Source organism: Streptomyces sp. NPDC051677, from assembly GCF_044453465.1.
Classification (GTDB): domain Bacteria; phylum Actinomycetota; class Actinomycetes; order Streptomycetales; family Streptomycetaceae; genus Streptomyces.
In genome coordinates this window covers 139895-160377 of the sequence record NZ_JBITCT010000001.1, presented here as the reverse complement: position 1 = coordinate 160377, position 20483 = coordinate 139895, and the positions used below count along the sequence as shown (strand labels likewise).

Genomic DNA, 20483 nt, shown 5'->3' with positions numbered 1-20483 from the left:
GCCCGGGCAGGGCGCGGGAGCCGAGGCGGAGGCAATAAGGTGGAAGGCGCCTGAAGCCTTCCCGCGGCCCGCCCGAACCCCGGGCCGGACCGGTTCCGGGGAGGCAGCCCGTTCGCTCCGCCGCGCAAGAGGCGGTGCCGCGCCGAGGAGTCAACTGCCGTGTCGGACCCGATGCGCCCGCCCGCCTCCCACCCTCGACCCCGCGCCTCTCTCCGTACCGCCGTGGTCTGGGAGGTCCTTCAGGACGCCCTCGAACGCCGGGTGAAGGCGACCGGCCGTGAGTCGCTGGACGTCCTCGACACCGGCGGCGGCAGCGGCAACTTCGCGGTGCCCGCCGCCCTCCTCGGGCACCGGGTCACCGTCGTCGACCCCAGCCCCAACGCGCTGTTCGCCCTGGAACGCCGCACCGCCGAGGCCGGCGTCGCCGACCGCGTGACGGGCGTCCAGGGCGACGCCCACGGACTCTTCGACGTGGTCGACCGCGGTGGCTACGACGCCGTTCTGTGCCACGGCGTCCTGGAGTACGTCGACGACCCGGCCGAGGGCGTCCGCAACGCGGTGGCCGCCCTGCGCTCCGAGGGCGTCCTCAGCCTCCTCGCCGCCGGCCTCGGCGGCGCCGTGCTCGCGCGAGCTCTCGCCGGCCACTTCAAGGAGGCCCGCCAGGCCCTCGCCGACCCCGACGGCCGCTGGGGCGCGGGCGACCCCGTGCCGCGGCGCTTCACCGCCGAGCAGCTCACCGAACTCGTCGAGGGCGCGGGCCTTCGGGTCGGCGCCGTCCACGGCGTGCGGGTCTTCGCCGACCTCGTCCCCGGCGTGCTCGTGGACACCGAGCCGGGCGCCCTGGAGGCCCTGCTGAAGCTGGAGGAGGCCGCCGCCGAACTCCCCGCATTCCACTCCGTGGCCACCCAGCTCCATGTGCTCGGTGAGACGCGGGGGACCGAAGGGGCCTGAGCGCCTCCCGGGGCGCACCCCTGATCAGGGCCTTGGCTGGGCATGGAGTACGCCACAGGCCCCCCGTTCCGGCGCTGTGCGCCGTATGATCGAGGGAGACCGCCCGGCATGACGGGTCGGCCGCCGGGGAATGGAAACCTCAGCGAGCCGGGACGTCCATGACGGGCTCCGGTTGGCCAATTGGCGTAGAGGGGCGGGTTTCACGGGGGCGATTCCCTGCCTATCCTGAAGGGACCCCCCGGGTCGCCCCGGCGACTGCACGATGAGGAGGACTCCGTGCCGCTCTCGGAGCACGAGCAGCGCATGCTCGAGCAGATGGAGCGAGCGCTGTACGCCGAAGATCCCAAGTTCGCGTCGGCGCTCGAGGGAAGCGGGCTGCGTACGTACACCCGGCGGCGGGTCTACCAGGCGGTCGCTGGCTTCCTCGTGGGAATCGCGCTCCTCATGGCCGGTATGGTCGCGAAACAGGTCTGGCTGAGCGTGGTGGGCTTCCTCGTCATGCTGGGCTGTGCGGTGCTCGCCGTGACCGGCTGGCGCAAGGCGCCCAAGCCGGGCGAACAGCCCGCGGCCGGTGTCTCGGGCACCCCGCACACCCGCGGTCAGGTTCGGCAGAAGCGCTCGATGATGGACCGGATCGAGCAGCGCTGGCAGCGCCGGCGTGACGAGCAGGGCGGCCACTGACACCGCCCGTACCCGAACGACGTTGAGGGGGCGACCACCCGGCCGGGTGGTCGCCCCCTCAACGTGTGTACTGCCCCCTCGCGCATGTCCTGCCGCAGACGCCCTTCCCCTGCCGCAGAGCGGCGGGAGCCCAGCCGTTCTGCGGCCGGTGCCCAGCCGTTCTGCGGCCGGAGGTCAGCCGCTCTGCTGGCCGGAGGGCCGGCGCACCAGAGCCGTCAGACGGGCCGCCCAGGACGCCTTGAGGGCCGTCCAGCGGTCGCTCAGGTCCCAGACCGCGCGGACGGCGGATCGGGGCGCCACGACGGCACGGACGCGCGTGGTCCAGTCGGCCTTCTCCCGCAGAGCCCCCCGGACCTTGCGGACCTCGTCGGCCAGCCCGGCCTCGGCCCTCGGCTCCGGGGCGTACAGCACCTGCTCCACGGCGCCCGCGATCCGGTGCACCGCACGGCCCACCGTGTCGTCGAGCTCCCCGGTCCGGACGATCCGCGCCGCCGCACGCCGCGGCGTCAGCGCCTCGTCCGGCTCGATGCCGTAGTCCCATGCCGTGTCGGTGAGCTCGCGCCACACCGCCAGGACGTGCCCCACGGCCGCCTCACCGGCTTCCTGCGCCGGCACGTCCAGCAGCACCGCCGGACCGGCGTCGTCCGCCTGCCGCCCGTCGCGGCCCTTGCGACGGGCCGGGGGAGCCCCGGACGCCGCGGACGCGGAGTGCTGGGCGGACGCCAGCCGCACCGAACGCCGCCTCAGCCGCCACAGCATCGGCAGCAGCGGCAGAGCGAGCGCCGAGGCCCCCAGCAGCGTCCAGCCGGCGATCTCGTACCACGGGGTACCGCCGCCGCCCTGGCCCGCCTGGTCCACCGGCAGCGCGGCGGCGCAGCCCTCGAGCTTCTTGTCCTCGGCCGAGCAGCTGGTGCTCGCCGAGGGCTGGGCCGACGGCGCCGCGTTCGCCGAGCGCGAGGCCTGCGGCAGGTCCGGGACCGTCGTGCCCGAGGTGTCCGGCAGCGTGTACGTGGGCGTCGTGCCCCGGGTCGGGGTCGGCTCGAAGCGGGTCCAGCCCACGCCCTCGAAGTACAGCTCCGGCCAGGCGTGCGCGTCCTTCAGGCTCACCGCCACCGAGCCGTCCGCCTGCGGGGACCCCGGCGCGAAGCCCACCGCGACCCGCGCCGGTATGCCCAGCGTGCGGGCCATCGCGGCCATCGCGAAGGAGAAGTGCACGCAGAATCCCTGCTTGTCCCGCAGGAAGCGGGCGATCGCGCCCGGCCCGCTGCCGACCTCGACCTGGGTGTCGTACTCGAAGCCGCCCGTCACCGCGAAGTAGTCCTGGAGCTTGACCGCCTTCTCGTAGTCGCTCGTCGCGCCCTTGGTGATCTCACCGGCCTGCTCCCCCACAATCTTCGGCAGGGAGTCGGGGACCTTGGTGTAGTCCCTCCGAATCGAGCCGGGCGCCTTGGCAGCCGAGGCCAGCTGCTCCGCCGTCGGCTGCACGTCGAGGCTCGTCACCTGGTACGTCTTGCCGCTGGTGTTCTGGCCGTGGTCGCCGACCAGGGTCATGCCGACCGGCTCGTACCGCCAGTTGCCCTTGATCTGCACGCTGCTGGGCGGGTAAGGCATCGGCAGCCAGTCCTGGGCGTAGCCGGAGGCGGCCGCGATCCGGGTCGTGATCTCCGCGCGCTTGATCTCGGAGCCCAGGCCGGTGGGCGTGGGGAACTTGTCCGGCACGGCGACGATGTGGCGCTTCGCGGGCTTCCACGTGGTGCCGTCGAAGTCGTCCAGGGACACGATCCGCAGATACAGGTCCGAGGTGTTGCTGGTGTCGGTGCGCAGGGTCAGGACCGTGCGGTCCTCGTCCACGTTCAGGCTGTCGCGCAGCGACACCAGCGGGTTCACCGCGGAGATCGTGCCCCCGCTGCCGTTGCCCGCGCCGACGCCCGTGCCCGCCCCGTCCAGCAGGCCGCCCTGAATCGCCGGCAGCGGCAGCAGCGGCACCACCAGGGCGACGCCCAGCGCGGCCATGCCGATGCGTCGGCCGGTGCGCACCGGGGCCACCGGGCCGGGCGGCGTGCCCGCGGCGCGCGGAGCCCCGCCGAAGACCCGGCCCCACTGCGAGAGCCGCTCCCGGCCCTCGGCGAGCAGCAGCATCAGATAGCCGGCGGCGGCGACCAGGAACCACAGCCAGTCGGCCGCCCCGTCGGACAGGCCCGCGGCGACCGAGTACAGCGCCAGCAGCGGCAGTCCGGCCGGGGCCGCGTTGCGGAACGTCACCGCGAGGGTGTCCACCGCCAGGCCGATGACCAGCACCCCGCCGATCACCATCAGCCGGATGCCGTCGGACAGCGGGGCCGGGATCGCGTACCGCCCGACGTCGTCGGCGCCCGTCTGGAGCAGATCGCCGAAGTACCGGAACGTCTCCGGGCCGGGGATCAGACCGGCCAGGGCGTGCTCCCGGGCGAAGACCAGGGTCAGCAGCACCAGCGTGACCAGGGCCTGGGCGGCCACGGTCAGCGGCCGGGCCAACGGCACCCGCCGGGTCGCCGCGCCCACCCCGGACTGGATCGCCAGCAGGAACGCCGCCTGCAGAAGCCACGTAGCCGGCTCCACCAGGGGCAGCAGGGCGCACGAGGCCAGCAGCGTCGCCGCCGCGGAGCACAGCGTCAGTCGAGCCCGCCCGCTCATGCGCCTCCCTCCCCGCCGCTCGCCGCGCCCGCCGTCAGCACGCCCGCCCGGTCGCGGTCCGCCTGGCGCCACAGCTCGTTCAGCGAAGCGCCCCGCGGCACGCTCAGGGCCGTCCAGCCCGCCTCGCGCAGCATCCGCAGCCGCTCCTCCTGCCTGTTCATCGGATCGGGCCCGCTGTTCGGTTCACGCACCCAGCTGTCGCCGTCCAGGAGGAAGGCGACCGCGCCTCCGCTGCGCTGGCGCATCTTCGCGGCAACCGCCGCCTCTTCCTCGTCGAGGTCGCCGAGGAACGCCACCAGCAGCCCCTCGTTGCCGCCGCGCAGCACGTCGTACGCCCGGGACAGGCCCGTGCCGTCGGAGTGGTCGACCACCGCGAGGGTGTCCATCATCAGCCCGGCCGCGTCCGCCGACTCCTGGTTGGCCCCGGCGAACCCGTCGGCGCCCTCGCCGGGCACCGAGTTGCCCGTGTCCGTCAGCAGCCGTACCGAGAAGCCCCGCTCCAGCATGTGCACCAGCACGGACGCGGCGCCCGAGACCGCCCACTCGAAGGCCGAGTCCGGGCCCGAGCCCTGGTAGGCCAGGCCCCGGGTGTCCAGGAGGACCGTGCAGCGGGAGCGCTGGGGCTGTTCCTCGCGGCGCACCATCAGCTCGCCGTAGCGCGCGGTGAGACGCCAGTGCACGCGGCGCAGGTCGTCGCCGTAGCGGTAGCCGCGCGGGATCACGTCGTCCTCGCCGGCCAGCGCCAGCGAGCGCTGCCGCCCGTCGCCGTACCCCTTGGCTTCGCCGGTCAGCCGGACCGGGGACAGCGCCTCGACGCGCGGGATCACCGTCAGCGTGTCGTACGTCGAGAAGGAGCGGGTCAGTTCGCACATGCCGAACGGGTCGTTCAGCCGCAGCTGGAGCGGGCCCAGCGGGTAGCGGCCGCGCAGGTCGGAGCGGACCCGGTAGGACACCTCGCGACGGCCGCCCGCCTCCACCCGGTCCAGGACGAAGCGGGGGCGCGGGCCGAGCACGTACGGCACCCGGTCCTGGAGCATCAGCAGGCCGGTGGGCAGCCGCGAGACGTTGTCCATCCGCAGATGGACGCGGGCCTCGCTGCCGGCGGGCACGCGCGCGGGGGAGAGCCGGCGGCTGCCGGCCACCCGGTAGCGGGTGCGGTAGACGACGGCCGCGCAGATCAGCGGCAGCGCGGCCAGCAGCAGCCCGACCCGCAGCAGGTCGGGCTGTCCGAGCACGTAGGCGCAGATGGCGGCGGCGATGCCGGCGGCCAGGAAGGAGCGGCCGCGGGTGGTCAGCCCGGCCAGGGCCGTCCGCGCACCGTTCTTCACGCCCTCGCCGCGGCCGGTCGACGGCTGTCCGGTCCCCCCGGTGGTCATCACAGCCTCCGCGGCTGCTGCTGGCCGTACGCCTGTGTGCCGTGGCCCAGCCCGTACCCGTGCTGCTGGGGGGTGGCCGGTACCGGGGTGCGCTGGATGATCTCCTCGACGACCTGCTCGGCCGTGCGGCGGTTCAGCTGGGCCTGCGCGGTGGGCAGCAGACGGTGGGCCAGCACGGCCACGGCGAGGTTCTGGACGTCGTCCGGCAGTGCGTAGTCCCGGCCGCTGAGGGCGGCGGTCGCCTTGGCGGCGCGCACCAGGTGCAGCGTCGCGCGCGGGGACGCGCCGAGTCTGAGGTCGGGGTGGGTGCGCGTGGCGGTGACCAGGTCGACCGCGTAGCGGCGGACCGAGTCGGCGACGTGGACGCCGCGGACGGCGTCGATCAGCTTCACGATCTCGTGCGCGTGGGCGACCGGCTGGAGGTCGTCCAGGGGGTTGACCCCGCCGTGCACGTCGAGCATCTGCAGCTCGGCCTCGGGGCTCGGGTAGCCGATGGAGACGCGGGCCATGAAGCGGTCGCGCTGCGCTTCGGGCAGGGGGTAGGTGCCCTCCATCTCGACCGGGTTCTGCGTGGCCACCACCATGAACGGGCTGGGCAGCTCGTACGTCGTCCCGTCGATGGTGACCTGGCGCTCCTCCAGCGACTCCAGGAGCGCCGACTGCGTCTTGGGCGAGGCGCGGTTGATCTCGTCGCCGATCACGATCTGCGAGAAGATCGCGCCCGGCTTGAACTCGAAGTCCCGGCGCTGCTGGTCCCAGATGGAGACACCGGTGATGTCCGAGGGCAGCAGGTCGGGCGTGAACTGGATACGGCGCACCGAGCAGTCGATGGACTTCGCCAGCGCCTTGGCGAGCATCGTCTTGCCGACGCCCGGCACGTCCTCGATCAGCAGATGCCCCTCGGCGAGGAGCACGGTCAGCGAAAGCCGTACGACCTCGGGCTTGCCCTCGATCACTCCTTCCACCGAACTGCGGACGCGCTCCACAGTGGCGGTCAGATCTGTGAGGCTCGCTCGTTCGTCATAGGTCGTCACCCGGCCCTCCTCGGCCCAAAACTTTCTCCGGGCCGACGCTCTGTGCGGCAAACCGGCCCACCCCGAATCACGGACGCCGTTCGCAAAGTGCTCAGCGTGGCGTCACACCCGCATTCTTGCTGCCGTTACCGATTCGTGTCACTCGCCTGTGGACAACTGTCCGTGATATGTCGGTGTTATGGCTGTTTGGGCATCCGAGGGGCGGAAATCAACAGCGGAATGACAGTGATCACGAGGGGTCGATCTCGCGCAGCAGGCCCGTCTTCACGTCGAACACGAAGCCCCGCACGTCGTCGGTGTGCATCAGGAACGGCGATGTGCGCACCCGCTGCATCGACTGCCGGACGTCCTGGTCGACGTCCCGGAAGGCCTCCACGGCCCAGGCCGGACGCTGACCGACCTCCATCTCCAGCTCGGTACGGAACTCCTCGGTGATCGCCTCCAGACCGCAGCCGGTGTGATGGATCAGTACGACGCTGCGGGTACCCAACTTGCGCTGACTGATGGTGAGCGAGCGGATCACGTCGTCGGTGACCACCCCGCCCGCGTTGCGGACGGTGTGGCAGTCGCCGAGTTCCAGGCCCAGCGCGGCGTGCAGGTCGAGACGGGCGTCCATGCAGGCCACGACGGCCACGCGCAGGACGGGACGGGCGTCCATGCCGGGATCGGTGAACGCGGCGGCGTACCGCTCGTTCGCGTCGACGAGCCGGTCGGTCACGGTGCCGCCGCGTATGGCGCTTTCGGACTCTGCGGGTACGGATGCGGAAGTCGTCATAACCATGACGTTACTGGTCACAGGCCGTGCAAGCCTCTTGTGAGAAGGGAAAAAGAGCGTCATCACGCGTGTTTTGTGAGGTAGGCCACCCCCGCCCCGGCGACGCGCAGGCCGGTTGATTGACCGCGAGACACCGTGGACTAAAGTGGCGCGAAGCGGGAGGCGGCCATCACTTCGGCGATCTCACCGCTGGATTCCAACCCGCGCCGGCAGGCCTTCCCCTCACCGGAGGGCGGGGACCGGTGGTGCGTATCCCCGCCGGATCTGAGAGGGCCCCTTGAGCCAGAGTCGACATGTCCCGGTGATGCTCCAGCGGTGCCTGGACCTGTTGGCCCCCGCCCTGCAGCGGCCCGGAGCGGTCGTCGTCGACTGCACGCTGGGTCTGGGCGGGCACAGCGAGGCCCTGCTGACGCAGTTCCCCGAGGCCCGGCTCGTCGCCCTCGACCGCGACAAGGAGGCCCTGCGCCTGTCCGGTGAGCGCCTCGCTCCCTTCGGCGAGCGCGCCACCCTCGTGCACGCGGTCTACGACGAACTCCCCGACGTACTGGACCGGCTCGGCCTCGCGCGCGTGCAGGGCGTCCTGTTCGACCTCGGCGTCTCCTCCATGCAACTCGACGAGGCCGACCGCGGCTTCGCCTACGCCCAGGACGCCCCGCTCGACATGCGCATGGACCAGACGACCGGCATCAGCGCCGCCGAGGTCCTCAACACCTACCCGCCCGGCGAACTCGTCAGGATCCTGCGGGCGTACGGCGAGGAGAAGCAGGCCAAGAGGATCGTCTCGGCGATCGTGCGCGAGCGCGACAAGGAGCCGTTCACCAACAGCGCGCGCCTCGTCGAGCTGATCCGGGGCGCGCTGCCGCAGGCCGCCAAGCGCACCGGCGGCAACCCCGCCAAGCGCACCTTCCAGGCGCTGCGCATCGAGGTCAACGGCGAACTCTCCGTACTGGAGCGGGCGATCCCGGCCGCCGTGCAGGCGCTCGACGTGGGCGGACGGATCGCCGTCCTGTCGTACCACTCGCTCGAAGACCGGCTGGTCAAGCAGGTGTTCGCGGCCGGCGCCGCCAACACCGCGCCGCCCGGACTGCCGGTCGTGCCCGAGCGCTACCAGCCGCGACTCAAGCTGCTCACCCGTGGTGCCGAACTTCCCACCGAGGAAGAGGTCGCCGAGAACCGGCGCGCCGCCCCGGCGCGACTGCGCGGGGCCGAGCGAATCAGGGAGTCCATCGAATGACGGGCGTGAGCCGAGGGTCCGCAATTCCACCTGGGGGTGGGCGTGTGAACAGGAAACCCGAACTGAAGGGGAGGGCCGCCCGGCTCGCGCGGCTCTTTCCGGCCGGCCCGCAGCAGGCGGCCCGCACTCCGTTCGTCCTCCTCGTCGTCCTCCTCCTCGGCGGCGGCCTCATCGGACTGCTCGTGATGAACTCCGCGCTCAGCGAGGGCTCGTTCAGGATGGACGACCTCCAGAAGGACACCAAGAGCCTCACCGACGAGGAGCAGGCGCTCCAGCGGGACATCGACTCCTACTCCGCCCCGGACGCCCTCCAGCGCCGCGCACGCGAACTCGGCATGGTCCCGGGCGGGGACCCGGCGTTCCTGAACCCCGACGGCACCGTGAAGGGCGTCCCCTCGGCCGCCGCCCAGCAGTCCGCGCAGGACGTTCCGGTCGTCGTACGGCCGCCGGAGGCCATCACGCTCTCCCAGACGATCGCGTCGCCGTCCTCCGCGACCCCCACGACCCCCACGTCCTCCGCGTCCTCCGCGCCGAGCGACCCTCCGGCCCAGAACAGCGCCCCGACCGCAGCCGCCCCCGAGACCCCCGGCAGGTGACGGAAGTGTCCGACAGGGAACCGCCCCGCCGGCGCGTGCCCGGCCCCGCCCGGCCCGCCCGCCCCGCCTCCGCCCAGCGGCGCCCGGGACCCGGCGCCCGCCCGGCCCGCCGTCCGACCGCCCCCGCCCCCCGACCCGCGCCCGTGATCCGGCTCGGCAGCCCCCGCCCCCGGCTGCGCATGGTGGGCCTCGCGCTCGCCCTGGTCCTCCTCGCCTTCGTCGTCCGCCTGCTCCAGGTGCAGGCCGTCGACGCGAGCACCTACACCGCCAAGGCCGAGCAGAACCGGTACATCGGCCGGGTGCTGCCCGCCGAGCGCGGCGAGATCACCGACCGCAGCGGCATCTCCTTCGCGACCAGCGAGGACGCGTACGACATCACGGCCGACCCCACGATGTTCAACCGCAAGCAGCTGAAGGTCGGCGACGGCCCCGAACAGGCGGCCGCGCTCCTCGCGCCGATCCTCGGCCAGGAGCAGTCCGCGCTCGTGCGCAAGCTGCGGCCCAAGGACCCGACCGCGCGGTACACGATGCTCGCCGGCCGGCAGACCCCGCAGGTCTGGAAGCAGATCAAGGACCTGAAGTCGGCGCTCGCCACGAAGGCGGAGGCGGACAGCTCCACGGTCAACGTCCTCGCGGGCGTGCTCGCCGTCCCCAGCACCAAGCGCGTGTACCCCAACGGCGAGCTCGCCGCCGGGATACTGGGCTGGGTCAACGCCGACGGCAAGGGCGGCGGCGGCATCGAGCAGCAGCTGAACACGACCCTGGCCGGTCAGGACGGCAAGATCCGCTACGCCCAGTCCGGTGGGCGTCAGGTGCCCACCGCGGGCTCCACCGAGACCCCCGCGGTGCCCGGCTCCGACGTCGAGCTGACGATCGACCGGGACATCCAGTGGGCCGCGCAGAACGCCATCACCGAGCAGGTGAAGGAGTCCGCGGCGGACCGCGGCTACGTCATCGTCCAGGACACCCGCACCGGCGAGATCCTCGCCATGGCCAACTCGCCCGGCTTCGACCCGGGCGACCTCTCCCAGGCCCACTCCGCGGACCTGGGCAACGCCGCCGTCCAGGACGCCTACGAGCCCGGCTCCACCGCCAAGGTCATGTCGATGGCCGCCGTGCTGGAGGAGAACGCCGCGACGCCGCTGACGCACGTCACCGTGCCCAACCGGCTGCACCGCGGCGACCGGCTCTTCCAGGACGACATCGACCACCCCACCTGGTACCTCACCCTCAACGGCGTGCTCGCCAAGTCCAGCAACATCGGCACCATCCTGGCCACCGGCCAGCTCGGCAAGACGCAGGCCGAGGCCAACCGGGTCCTCTACTCCTACCTGCGCAAGTTCGGCATCGGCGGCCCCACCGGGCTCGGCTTCCCCGGCGAGACCAAGGGCATCCTCGCCGCGCCCGCCGCGTGGTCGACCTCGCAGCAGTACACGATTCCCTTCGGCCAGGGCATGTCCCTGAGCGCGCTGCAGGCGGCCTCCGTGTACTCGACCATCGCCAACGGCGGCGTCCGCGTCGAGCCCACCCTGGTGCGCGGCACCAAGGGTCCGGACGGCCGCTTCACCCCCGCCGAGGCGCCCGCCAAGTCCCGTGTCGTCAGCCAGAAGACGGCGAAGACCCTCGCCCAGATGCTGGAGTCGGTCGTGGACGACGAGCAGGGCACCGGCGCCAAGGCGCGCATCCCCGGCTACCGCGTCGCGGGCAAGACCGGCACCGCAAACCGCGTGGATCCGGCCACCGGCACCTACAAGGGCTACACCTCGTCGTTCGCCGGCTTCGCGCCCGCCGACAACCCCCGCGTCACCGTGTACTGCGCCATCCAGAACGCCACCAAGGGCAGTTACTTCGGCGGCCAGATCTGCGGTCCCGTCTTCAAGCAGGTCATGGAGTTCGCCCTGAAGACCCTGCAGGTCCCGCCGACCGGCGCGAAGGCCGCGAACCTCCCGGTCTCCTTCACGCCCTGACCGCCCGCACCCTTCGTCCCCCGCCCGCCTCCGACCCCCGCCCGCCCCTGTTCAGCGCCGAACAAGCCAGGAACCGACCCGTGACCATGATCACTCCCGACCCCGGGAACCACGCACCGCCCGCGGCGCCCAGTGCGCCCTCGCTTCGCCCGCAGGGCGGTGCGCCCGGTACGCTCACCGCCGTGCCACACGCTGATCAGTCCCAAATCACCCAGAAGGGCGCTTCCGTGACATATCCGGGACCGCCCAGGCCGGCCCAGGTCTCCGCCACACCCCTCGCGGAGCTCGCCGATCAGCTGGACGCAGAGCGGCCGGAGAGCGCCGCCGAGGTCACGGGCATCACCCACGACTCGCGCGCGGTCCGCCCCGGTGACGTGTACGCCGCCCTCCCGGGCGCCCGCCTGCACGGCGCCGACTTCGTCACGCAGGCCGCGGGCCTCGGAGCGGTCGCCGTCCTGACCGACCCCACCGGCGCCGAGCGCGCCGCCGCGACCGGCCTGCCGGTCCTGGTGGTCGACGACCCGCGCGGGCGGATGGGCGAGCTGGCGGCCACGATCTACGGCCACCCCGGCCGCGACCTGCTGCAGATCGGCATCACCGGCACCTCGGGCAAGACCACCACCGCCTACCTCGTCGAGGGCGGCCTGAAGTCCGTCAGATCCGCCGGGCTCATCGGCACCGTCGAGATGCGCATCGGCGACGAACGCATCAAGTCCGAGCGCACCACCCCCGAAGCCACCGACCTCCAGGCGCTGTTCGCCGTCATGCGCGAGCGCGGCGTCGAGGCGGTCGCCATGGAGGTCTCCAGCCACGCGCTGGTCCTCGGCCGGGTCGACGGCTGCGTCTTCGACATCGCCGTCTTCAACAACCTCAGCCCGGAGCACATGGAGTTCCACTCCGGCATGGAGGACTACTTCGGGGCCAAGGCGCAGCTGTTCACCCGGAAACGCAGCAAACTCGGCGTGGTCAACTTCGACGACGAGTACGGCCGCCGGCTGGTCCAGGAGGCCGAGGTCCCCGTCGTCACCTTCTCCGCCGAGGGCCACCCCGACGCCGACTGGCGCGCCGTGGACGTCGAGGTCGGACCGATGGACTCGACGTTCACCGTCGTCGGCCCCGAAGGCGTGCGGGTCGCGGCCAGGTCGCCGCTGTCGGGCTCCTTCAACGTGGCGAACACGCTCGCCGCGATCGTCTCCCTCGCCGTCGCCGGCCTCGACCCGCAGACCGCCGCCGACGGCGTCGCCGCCGTGCCGGGCGTGCCGGGCCGCCTGGAGCGCGTGGACGCCGGCCAGGACTACCTCGCGGTCGTCGACTACGCGCACAAGACCGACGCCGTCGAGTCGGTCCTGAAGGCGCTGCGCAAGGTCACCAAGGGCCGGCTGCACGTCGTCCTCGGCTGCGGCGGCGACCGGGACCGCACCAAGCGCGCCCCGATGGGGGCCGCCGTCGCACGGCACGCCGACACCGCCGTGCTGACCTCCGACAACCCCCGCTCCGAGGACCCCCTCGCGATCCTCGCGACCATGCTCGAGGGCGCGGCGTCCGTGCCCGCGCACGAGCGCGGCGAGGTCCTGCTGTTCGAGGACCGGGCCGCGGCGATCGCCGCCGTCGTCGCCCGCGCGCACGCCGGGGACACCGTGCTGGTCGCGGGCAAGGGCCATGAGCAGGGCCAGGACATCGCCGGCGTCGTCCGTCCGTTCGACGACCGCCAGGTGCTTCGCGAAGCTATCCAGCAGACCCAGGGATGAACTTGTGATCGCCCTCTCCCTCGCCGAGATCGCAGCAGTCGTCGGCGGGCAGACGCACGACATACCGGATCCGTCCGCGCAGGTCACCGGACCGGTCGTCCGGGACTCCCGCGAGGTGGAGCCCGGCAGCCTCTTCGTCGCCTTCGTCGGCGAACACGCGGACGGCCACGACTACGCGGCCGCGGTCGTCGAGGCGGGCGCGGCGGCCGTACTGGCCTCGCGGCCCGTCGGCGTCCCCGCGATCGTCGTGGACGACGTCCAGGCGGCGCTCGGCGCCCTCGCCCGGCACGTCGTGCACAAGCTCGGCACGACGCTCGTCGCGCTCACCGGCTCGGCCGGCAAGACCAGCACCAAGGACCTCATCGCCCAGGTCCTGCGGCGCAGGGCGCCGACCGTCTTCACGCCGGGCTCGCTCAACAACGAGATCGGACTGCCGCTGACCGCCCTGTCCGCCACCGAGGAGACGAAGTTCCTCGTCCTGGAGATGGGCGCCCGAGGCATCGGACACATCCGCTACCTCGCCGATCTGACACCCCCCAAGGTCGGCCTCGTCCTCAACGTCGGCACCGCCCACATCGGCGAGTTCGGCGGCCGCGAACAGATCGCACAGGCAAAGGGCGAGCTCGTCGAGAGCCTGCCGCCGGCGAGCGAGGGCGGCACGGCGATCCTCAACGCCGACGACCCGTTGGTCCGGGCCATGGCCTCCCGTACGCAGGCGAAGGTGGTCCTTTTCGGAGAGTCCGGCGAAGCGGACGTACGCGCCGAGAACGTACGACTCACGGACAGCGGACAGCCCGTCTTCAGCCTTCGCACACCCTCCGGGTGCAGCGACGTGACCATGCGCCTGTACGGTGAGCACCACGTGTCGAACGCGCTCGCCGCGGCCGCCGTCGCCCATGAGCTGGGCATGTCCGTGGAAGAGATCGCCACCGCACTCTCCGAGGCGGGCTCCCTCTCCCGCTGGCGGATGGAGGTCACCGAGCGCCCGGACGGCGTGACGATCGTCAACGACGCCTACAACGCGAACCCCGAGTCCATGCGAGCCGCTCTGCGCGCGCTGGCGGCCATGGGCAAGGGGCGGCGGACCTGGGCGGTGCTCGGCAAGATGGCCGAGCTCGGGGACGAGGCGCTCGCCGAGCACGACGCGGTCGGACGGCTCGCCGTCCGGCTCAATGTCGGCAAGCTCGTCGCGGTCGGGGGCAGGGAAGCCTCCTGGCTGCAACTGGGCGCATATAACGAGGGTTCGTGGGGTGAGGAGTCGGTGCACGTGTCCGACGCACAGGCGGCGGTCGACCTGTTGCGCAGCGAGTTGCGCCCGGGGGACGTCGTGCTCGTGAAGGCGTCCCGTTCGGTCGGCCTCGAGAGCGTCGCGCAGGCGCTGCTCGCGACCGGCGCCGAGGGTGAGGTCGCCGCCCGATGATGAATCAGATCCTGTTCGCGGGTGTGATCGGCCTCTTCCTGACGCTGGTCGGCACGCCACTGCTGATCAAGCTGCTGGCGCGCAAGGGCTACGGCCAGTACATCCGCGACGACGGCCCGCGCGAGCACGCCAGCAAGCGCGGTACGCCGACCATGGGCGGTATCGCCTTCATCTTCGCGACGGTCGCCGCGTACTTCCTGTCCAAGGTGATCACGGGCAAGCCGCCGACCTACTCCGGTCTGCTGGTGCTGGGCCTGATGTGCGGCATGGGCCTGGTCGGCTTCCTCGACGACTACATCAAGATCGTCAAGCGGCGCTCGCTGGGTCTGCGGGCCAAGGCGAAGATGGCCGGCCAGCTGATCGTCGGCATCGCCTTCGCTGTGCTGTCACTGCAGTTCTCGGACAACCGCGGCAACACGCCCGCCTCCACCAAGCTGTCGTTCATCACGGACTTCGGCTGGACGATCGGCCCGGTGCTGTTCGTCGTCTGGGCGCTGTTCATGATTCTCGCGATGTCCAACGGCGTGAACCTGACGGACGGTCTGGACGGCCTCGCCACCGGCGCCTCCGTGCTCGTCTTCGGCGCGTACACGTTCATCGGCGTCTGGCAGTTCCAGGAGTCCTGCGCCAACGGCGAGACCCTGACCAACCCCAGCGCCTGTTACGAGGTACGCGACCCGCTGGACCTCGCGGTCATCGCCTCCGCGCTGATGGGCGCCTGCCTCGGCTTCCTGTGGTGGAACACCTCGCCGGCCAAGATCTTCATGGGCGACACCGGTTCGCTGGCGCTCGGCGGCGTCCTCGCGGGCCTGGCCATCTGCTCCCGCACCGAGCTGCTGATCGCCCTCCTCGGCGGCCTGTTCGTCCTGATCACCATGTCGGTGGTCATCCAGGTCGGCTCCTTCAAGCTCACCGGCAAGCGCGTCTTCCGGATGGCGCCACTCCAGCACCACTTCGAACTCAAGGGCTGGTCCGAGGTTCTGGTGGTGGTCCGCTTCTGGATCATCCAGGGCATCTGTGTGATCGTCGGACTGGGCCTCTTCTACGCGGGATGGGCAGCGGACAAGTGACCGACTGGCAGGGGAAGAACGTCACCGTCGCCGGGCTCGGCGTCTCCGGCGTCCCGGCGGCCAAGGTGCTGCACGGACTCGGCGCGAACGTCACGGTCGTCAACGACGGCGACGACACGCGCGCGCGGGAGCAGGCCGCCGAGCTTCGGGCCCTGGGCGTCACCGTGCGCCTCGGCGACGGGGCGACCCTGCCCGAGGGCGCCGAACTCATCGTCACCGCACCCGGCTGGAAGCCCGACAAGCCCCTTTTCACGGCCGCCCGCGAAGCCGGCGTGCCGGTCTGGGGCGACGTCGAACTGGCCTGGCGGCTCAGGGGACCCGACGCGGCCCCCTGGCTGTGCGTCACCGGCACCAACGGCAAGACGACCACCACCCAGATGCTGGCGTCGATCCTGAAGGCGGCCGGCCTGCGCACGGCGGCCGTCGGCAACATCGGCGTCTCCCTGCTGGACGCCGTCCTCGGCGAGGAGCGCTACGACGTCCTCGCCGTGGAACTCTCCAGCTACCAGCTGCACTGGGCGCCCTCGCTGCGCGCCCACTCCGCCGCCGTCCTCAACCTCGCCCCCGACCACCTGGACTGGCACGGCTCCATGGAGGCGTACGCCAAGGACAAGGGCCGTGTCTACGAGGGCAATCGGGTCGCCTGCGTCTACAACGTCGCCGACAAGGCCACCGAGGACCTGGTGCGCGAGGCGGACGTCGAGGAGGGCTGCCGGGCCATCGGCTTCACCCTCGGCGCGCCCGCCCCGTCCCAACTCGGCGTGGTGGACGGCATCCTGGTCGACCGGGCCTTCGTGGCGGACCGGCAGAAAAACGCCCAGGAGCTCGCCGAGGTCTCCGACGTCAACCCGCCCGCCCCGCACAACATCGCCAACGCCCTTGCCGCGGCGGCCCTCGCCCGCGCCTTCGGGGTGCCCCCCAAGGCCGTCCGGGACGGTCTGCGGGCCTTCACCCCCGACGCCCACCGCATCGCCCTCGTGGCGGACCTGGACGGCGTCGCCTACGTCGACGACTCCAAGGCGACCAACACACATGCCGCGGAAGCCTCGTTGGCCGCGTACGAGTCGATCGTCTGGATCGCGGGCGGGCTGGCCAAGGGCGCGACCTTCGACGAACTGGTCGCCAAGTCGGCAAAGCGACTTCGCGGGGTCGTGCTCATCGGCGCGGATCGTGCCCTGATCCACGAAGCCCTGACGCGACACGCCCCGGAAGTACCCGTCGTCGACCTCGACCGGACCGACACTGGGGCGATGCTCGCGGCTGTCCAGGAGGCCCGGCGCCTCGCCGTCGAAGGCGACACGGTGCTCCTCGCCCCGGCCTGCGCCTCCATGGACATGTTCGTCAACTACAACCAGCGCGGTGACGCGTTCGCTCAGGCGGTTGGCGAACTCGGAACCTGACCCGGCCGCCTGCCGGGCGACCTTGGGAGGGACGCGTGGGACCGTCACGGCCGACGTACGGCGCAGCAAGCGGGCGCGGCGCCCGCACCGCGTGCAGCGGAGCAGCGGATGCCCGGTAGCCGTACCGGGCGTCCGCCCGTCCAGCGGACCGTCCGCAGACCCGCGGCCTCGCGGCCGCGCCGCGACAACCCCCTGCGCCAGCTGTACACACGTGCGCAAAGGGCCTGGGACCGGCCGCTGACCGCGTACTACCTGATCTTCGGCGGCAGCCTGCTGATCACCGTGCTGGGCCTGGTGATGGTCTACTCGGCCTCCCAGATCACCGCGCTGCAGATGTCGTTGCCGGGATCGTTCTTCTTCCGCAAACAGTTCCTGGCCGCCGCCATCGGGGCCGTGCTGCTGCTGGTCGCCTCCCGGATGCCGGTGAAGCTGCACCGCGCGCTGGCCTACCCGATCCTCGCCGGGGCCGTCTTCCTGATGGCCCTGGTGCAGGTGCCGGGGATAGGGATGTCGGTCAACGGCAACCAGAACTGGATCTCGCTCGGCGGCTCCTTCCAGATCCAGCCCAGCGAGTTCGGCAAGCTCGCGCTGGTGCTGTGGGGCGCCGACCTGCTCGCCCGCAAACAGGACAAGAAGCTGCTCACGCAGTGGAAGCACATGCTGGTGCCCCTCGTGCCGGTCGCGTTCATGCTGCTCGGGCTGATCATGCTCGGCGGCGACATGGGCACGGCGATCATCCTGACGGCGATCCTGTTCGGCCTGTTGTGGCTGGCGGGAGCGCCCACCCGGCTCTTCGTCGGGGTGCTGTCGATCGCCGCTGCCCTCGGCGTGATCCTCATCAAGACCAGCCCGAACCGCATGGCCCGGCTGCAGTGCATCGGCGCGACCGACCCCGGTCCGGGCGACGCCTGCTGGCAGGCCGTGCACGGGATCTACGCCCTGGCCTCGGGCGGGATCTTCGGCTCGGGGCTCGGCGCGAGTGTGGAGAAATGGGGGCAACTCCCCGAAGCGCACACCGACTTCATCTTCGCCGTCACCGGTGAGGAACTGGGCCTGGCGGGGACGCTGTCGGTGCTCGCCCTGTTCGCGGCTCTAGGCTATGCGGGTATCCGCGTGGCCGGACGCACGGAGGACCCCTTCGTGAGGTATGCCGCGGGAGGCGTGACCACCTGGATCACCGCTCAGGCGGTGATCAACATCGGTGCGGTGCTCGGCCTGCTGCCGATCGCCGGCGTCCCGCTCCCGCTGTTCTCCTACGGGGGTTCCGCCCTGCTGCCGACCATGTTCGCCATCGGGTTGCTGATCGCCTTCGCACGCGACGAGCCCGCTGCGCGGGCGTCGCTTGCGATGCGACAACCCCGTTTTGGTAGAAAACGGGGGGCGGGGGGCTCTGCCCGGTCCAGAAGGCCGGCCGGAGTCTCCCGGAGATGGAACACGATGCGACGGCGTGCCTCGGCGGCGCGCCCGTCCGGAGAGCGGTGAATTTCGGTGCATGTCGTACTCGCTGGTGGGGGGACCGCCGGCCACATCGAGCCCGCGCTCGCCCTCGCGGACGCCCTGCGCAGGCAGGACCCCTCGGTGGGGATCACGGCCCTGGGCACGGAGCGCGGCCTGGAGACCACGCTCGTTCCGCAGCGGGGCTACGAGCTCGCGCTGATCCCCGCCGTGCCGCTGCCGCGCAAGCCCACCCCTGAGCTGATCACCGTCCCGGGCCGGCTGCGCGGCACGATCAAGGCCGCCGAGCAGATCCTGGAGCGCACCCGGGCGGACGCCGTCGTCGGCTTCGGCGGTTACGTGGCCCTGCCCGGCTACCTCGCCGCCAAGCGGCTCGGCGTGCCGATCGTGGTGCACGAGGCCAACGCCCGCCCCGGCCTGGCCAACAAGATCGGCTCGCGCTACGCGGCCCGGGTCGCCGTCTCCACGCCCGACAGCAAGCTCCGGGACGCCCGCTACATCGGCATCCCGCTGCGCCGCTCCATCGCCACCCTGGACCGCGCCGCCATGCGTCCCGAGGCCCGGCACATGTTCGGCCTCGACCCCAACCTGCCCACGCTGCTGGTCTCCGGCGGCTCGCAGGGCGCCCGCCGCCTCAACGAGGTCGTCCAGCAGGTCGCGCCCTGGCTGCAGCAGGCCGGCATCCAGATCCTGCACGCGGTCGGCCCGAAGAACGAACTGCCGCACGTACAGCAGATGCCGGGAATGCCCCCCTACATCCCGGTACCGTACGTGGACCGGATGGACCTCGCGTACGCCGCCGCCGACATGATGCTCTGCCGCGCGGGCGCGATGACCGTCGCCGAACTCTCCGCCGTCGGGCTCCCGGCCGCCTACGTCCCGCTGCCCATCGGCAACGGCGAACAGCGGCTGAACGCCCAGCCGGTGGTCAAGGCGGGCGGCGGACTGCTGGTCGACGACGCGGAACTGACCCCCGAGTGGGTCCGGGAGACCGTCCTGCCCGTCCTCGCCGACCCGCACCGGCTGTACGAGATGTCCCGCGCGGCCAGCGAGTTCGGCCGCCGGGACGCCGACGACCTGCTCGTCGGCATGGTGTACGAGGCGATCGCGGCCTCTCGTGCACACCGATAGGCGCGGGTGACGAAAGGACAGGGAGCGTGGCCGGATCCGCCACCGCCGAGCGCGGGGCACGCCAGCAGGAGTCGTCCGGCCCGCCCCTCGTCCGGCGGTTGGGGCCACGCCGACTTCGTATGATCATCATTCTCGCGCTGGTCGTCGTGCTCCTCGGCGGGGGCATGGTCTGGGTGGTGTACGGCTCGCAGTGGCTGCGGGTGGAGCGCGTCACGGTCTCCGGCACGAACGTGCTGACGCCGCAGCAGGTGCGCGAAGCCGCCGACGTGCCGGTCGGATCGCCGTTGATTTCTGTCGACACCGATGCGATCGAAGCCCGACTCCGTACGGAACTGCCCCGAATCGGCTCGGTCGACGTGGTCCGTTCCTGGCCCCATGGAATCGGCCTGAAAGTGACCGAACGTACGCCGGTTCTGCTGGTTCAAAAAGGGGCGAAGTTCGTGGAAGTGGACGACGAAGGCGTCCGTTTCGCCACGGTTTCCGAGGCTCCGAAAGGCGTTCCGCTTCTCGAAATGGCCGTTTCCTCCTCGCGTTCGGCCGCCGCGAGCCTGCGCCGTTTCGGCGAGGACCGACTGGTGCGGGAGGCCGTGAAGGCCGCCGGCTCCCTCCCGGCCGCCGTCGCGCGGAACACCCGGGCGGTCAAGGTCCGTTCCTACGACGACATCTCGCTGGAGTTGAGCGACGGCCGCACGGTCACGTGGGGGAGCGCCGAGAAGGGCGCCGCGAAGGGCCGTGCACTCACCGCTCTCATGAAAGCCGTCCCGGCCGCACGGCACTTCGATGTCAGTGCTCCCACCGCCCCTGCGTCATCAGGGAGTTGACGCACATCCGCGCAGGCCAGCACCCTGGTTGGGCAGTGACACGGCTGATCACATAGGGTGAAAAGAAAAACGGGAGGTTCGGCGTGTTCGTTGAACGGGCGCCACTTGTCGACTTAGTGTCCTGTTCAGAAGACTTCAAGGAACAGACACA

The 20483-nt window shown here is 71.8% G+C and carries 16 protein-coding genes; 12 read left to right on the top strand and 4 right to left on the bottom strand.

Annotated features, from left to right (window positions below; all coding sequences use genetic code 11):
- The first annotated feature begins 159 nt into the window (after nucleotides 1-159).
- Complete coding sequence (locus ACIBAF_RS00720; protein WP_399460921.1) at nucleotides 160-951, top strand: methyltransferase; 792 nt, start codon at nucleotides 160-162, stop codon at nucleotides 949-951.
- A gap of 276 nt (nucleotides 952-1227) precedes the next feature.
- On the top strand, nucleotides 1228-1632 hold the full coding sequence (locus ACIBAF_RS00715) for a DUF3040 domain-containing protein (RefSeq protein ID WP_399460920.1): 405 nt from the start codon (nucleotides 1228-1230) through the stop codon (nucleotides 1630-1632).
- 174 nt (nucleotides 1633-1806) lie between these two features.
- On the opposite strand, the gene ACIBAF_RS00710 is transcribed toward ACIBAF_RS00715, so the two are convergent.
- The 4 genes from ACIBAF_RS00710 to ACIBAF_RS00695 form a co-directional block, all read right to left on the bottom strand.
- Nucleotides 1807-4305, bottom strand: coding sequence for a DUF3488 and DUF4129 domain-containing transglutaminase family protein (locus ACIBAF_RS00710; RefSeq protein ID WP_399460919.1), 2499 nt, complete (start codon nucleotides 4303-4305; stop codon nucleotides 1807-1809).
- Entirely contained in the window at nucleotides 4302-5681 is a 1380-nt protein-coding gene (locus ACIBAF_RS00705) for a DUF58 domain-containing protein (RefSeq protein ID WP_399460918.1), read from the bottom strand. Before ACIBAF_RS00705 ends, ACIBAF_RS00710 begins: the two co-directional genes overlap by 4 nt.
- Complete coding sequence (locus ACIBAF_RS00700; protein WP_334580883.1) at nucleotides 5681-6715, bottom strand: MoxR family ATPase; 1035 nt, start codon at nucleotides 6713-6715, stop codon at nucleotides 5681-5683. The genes ACIBAF_RS00705 and ACIBAF_RS00700 overlap by 1 nt, the downstream gene beginning before the upstream one ends.
- Nucleotides 6716-6944: 229 nt before the next feature.
- Nucleotides 6945-7553 carry a beta-class carbonic anhydrase gene (locus ACIBAF_RS00695; RefSeq protein WP_399460917.1) on the bottom strand — a complete coding sequence of 203 codons (609 nt, stop codon included), beginning with the start codon at nucleotides 7551-7553 and terminating at the stop codon, nucleotides 6945-6947.
- 214 nt (nucleotides 7554-7767) lie between these two features.
- Here ACIBAF_RS00695 and rsmH point away from each other — a divergent pair, with 214 nt between their 5' ends.
- From rsmH to ACIBAF_RS00645, 10 genes are all read left to right on the top strand, one after another.
- Nucleotides 7768-8724 (top strand): 16S rRNA (cytosine(1402)-N(4))-methyltransferase RsmH, encoded by a 957-nt coding sequence (gene rsmH, locus ACIBAF_RS00690; RefSeq protein WP_079662908.1) that lies wholly within the window; start codon nucleotides 7768-7770, stop codon nucleotides 8722-8724.
- A gap of 44 nt (nucleotides 8725-8768) precedes the next feature.
- The gene (locus ACIBAF_RS00685; protein WP_399460916.1) at nucleotides 8769-9320 is read left to right on the top strand and encodes a septum formation initiator family protein; all 552 of its coding nucleotides are present in this window, start codon (nucleotides 8769-8771) and stop codon (nucleotides 9318-9320) included.
- Between the two features lie 5 nt (nucleotides 9321-9325).
- Entirely contained in the window at nucleotides 9326-11287 is a 1962-nt protein-coding gene (locus tag ACIBAF_RS00680; RefSeq protein ID WP_399460915.1) for a peptidoglycan D,D-transpeptidase FtsI family protein, read from the top strand.
- An 80-nt stretch (nucleotides 11288-11367) separates the two neighbouring features.
- Nucleotides 11368-13035 carry a UDP-N-acetylmuramoyl-L-alanyl-D-glutamate--2,6-diaminopimelate ligase gene (locus ACIBAF_RS00675; RefSeq protein ID WP_399460914.1) on the top strand — a complete coding sequence of 556 codons (1668 nt, stop codon included), beginning with the start codon at nucleotides 11368-11370 and terminating at the stop codon, nucleotides 13033-13035.
- A 4-nt stretch (nucleotides 13036-13039) separates the two neighbouring features.
- Complete coding sequence (murF, locus tag ACIBAF_RS00670) at nucleotides 13040-14455, top strand: UDP-N-acetylmuramoyl-tripeptide--D-alanyl-D-alanine ligase (protein WP_399460913.1); 1416 nt, start codon at nucleotides 13040-13042, stop codon at nucleotides 14453-14455.
- A complete protein-coding gene (gene mraY, locus ACIBAF_RS00665) occupies nucleotides 14452-15525 on the top strand; it encodes a phospho-N-acetylmuramoyl-pentapeptide-transferase (protein ID WP_069772583.1) in 1074 nt (357 codons plus the stop codon). Before murF ends, mraY begins: the two co-directional genes overlap by 4 nt.
- The gene (murD, locus tag ACIBAF_RS00660) at nucleotides 15507-16925 is read left to right on the top strand and encodes a UDP-N-acetylmuramoyl-L-alanine--D-glutamate ligase (RefSeq protein WP_399460912.1); all 1419 of its coding nucleotides are present in this window, start codon (nucleotides 15507-15509) and stop codon (nucleotides 16923-16925) included. The genes mraY and murD overlap by 19 nt, the downstream gene beginning before the upstream one ends.
- Before the next feature lie 108 nt (nucleotides 16926-17033).
- A complete protein-coding gene (gene ftsW / locus ACIBAF_RS00655; RefSeq protein ID WP_399460911.1) occupies nucleotides 17034-18407 on the top strand; it encodes a putative lipid II flippase FtsW in 1374 nt (457 codons plus the stop codon).
- Between the two features lie 6 nt (nucleotides 18408-18413).
- The gene (gene murG, locus ACIBAF_RS00650; protein ID WP_079662916.1) at nucleotides 18414-19511 is read left to right on the top strand and encodes an undecaprenyldiphospho-muramoylpentapeptide beta-N-acetylglucosaminyltransferase; all 1098 of its coding nucleotides are present in this window, start codon (nucleotides 18414-18416) and stop codon (nucleotides 19509-19511) included.
- A gap of 26 nt (nucleotides 19512-19537) precedes the next feature.
- Nucleotides 19538-20332, top strand: coding sequence for a cell division protein FtsQ/DivIB (locus ACIBAF_RS00645; RefSeq protein WP_399460910.1), 795 nt, complete (start codon nucleotides 19538-19540; stop codon nucleotides 20330-20332).
- Nucleotides 20333-20483 lie beyond the last annotated feature (151 nt).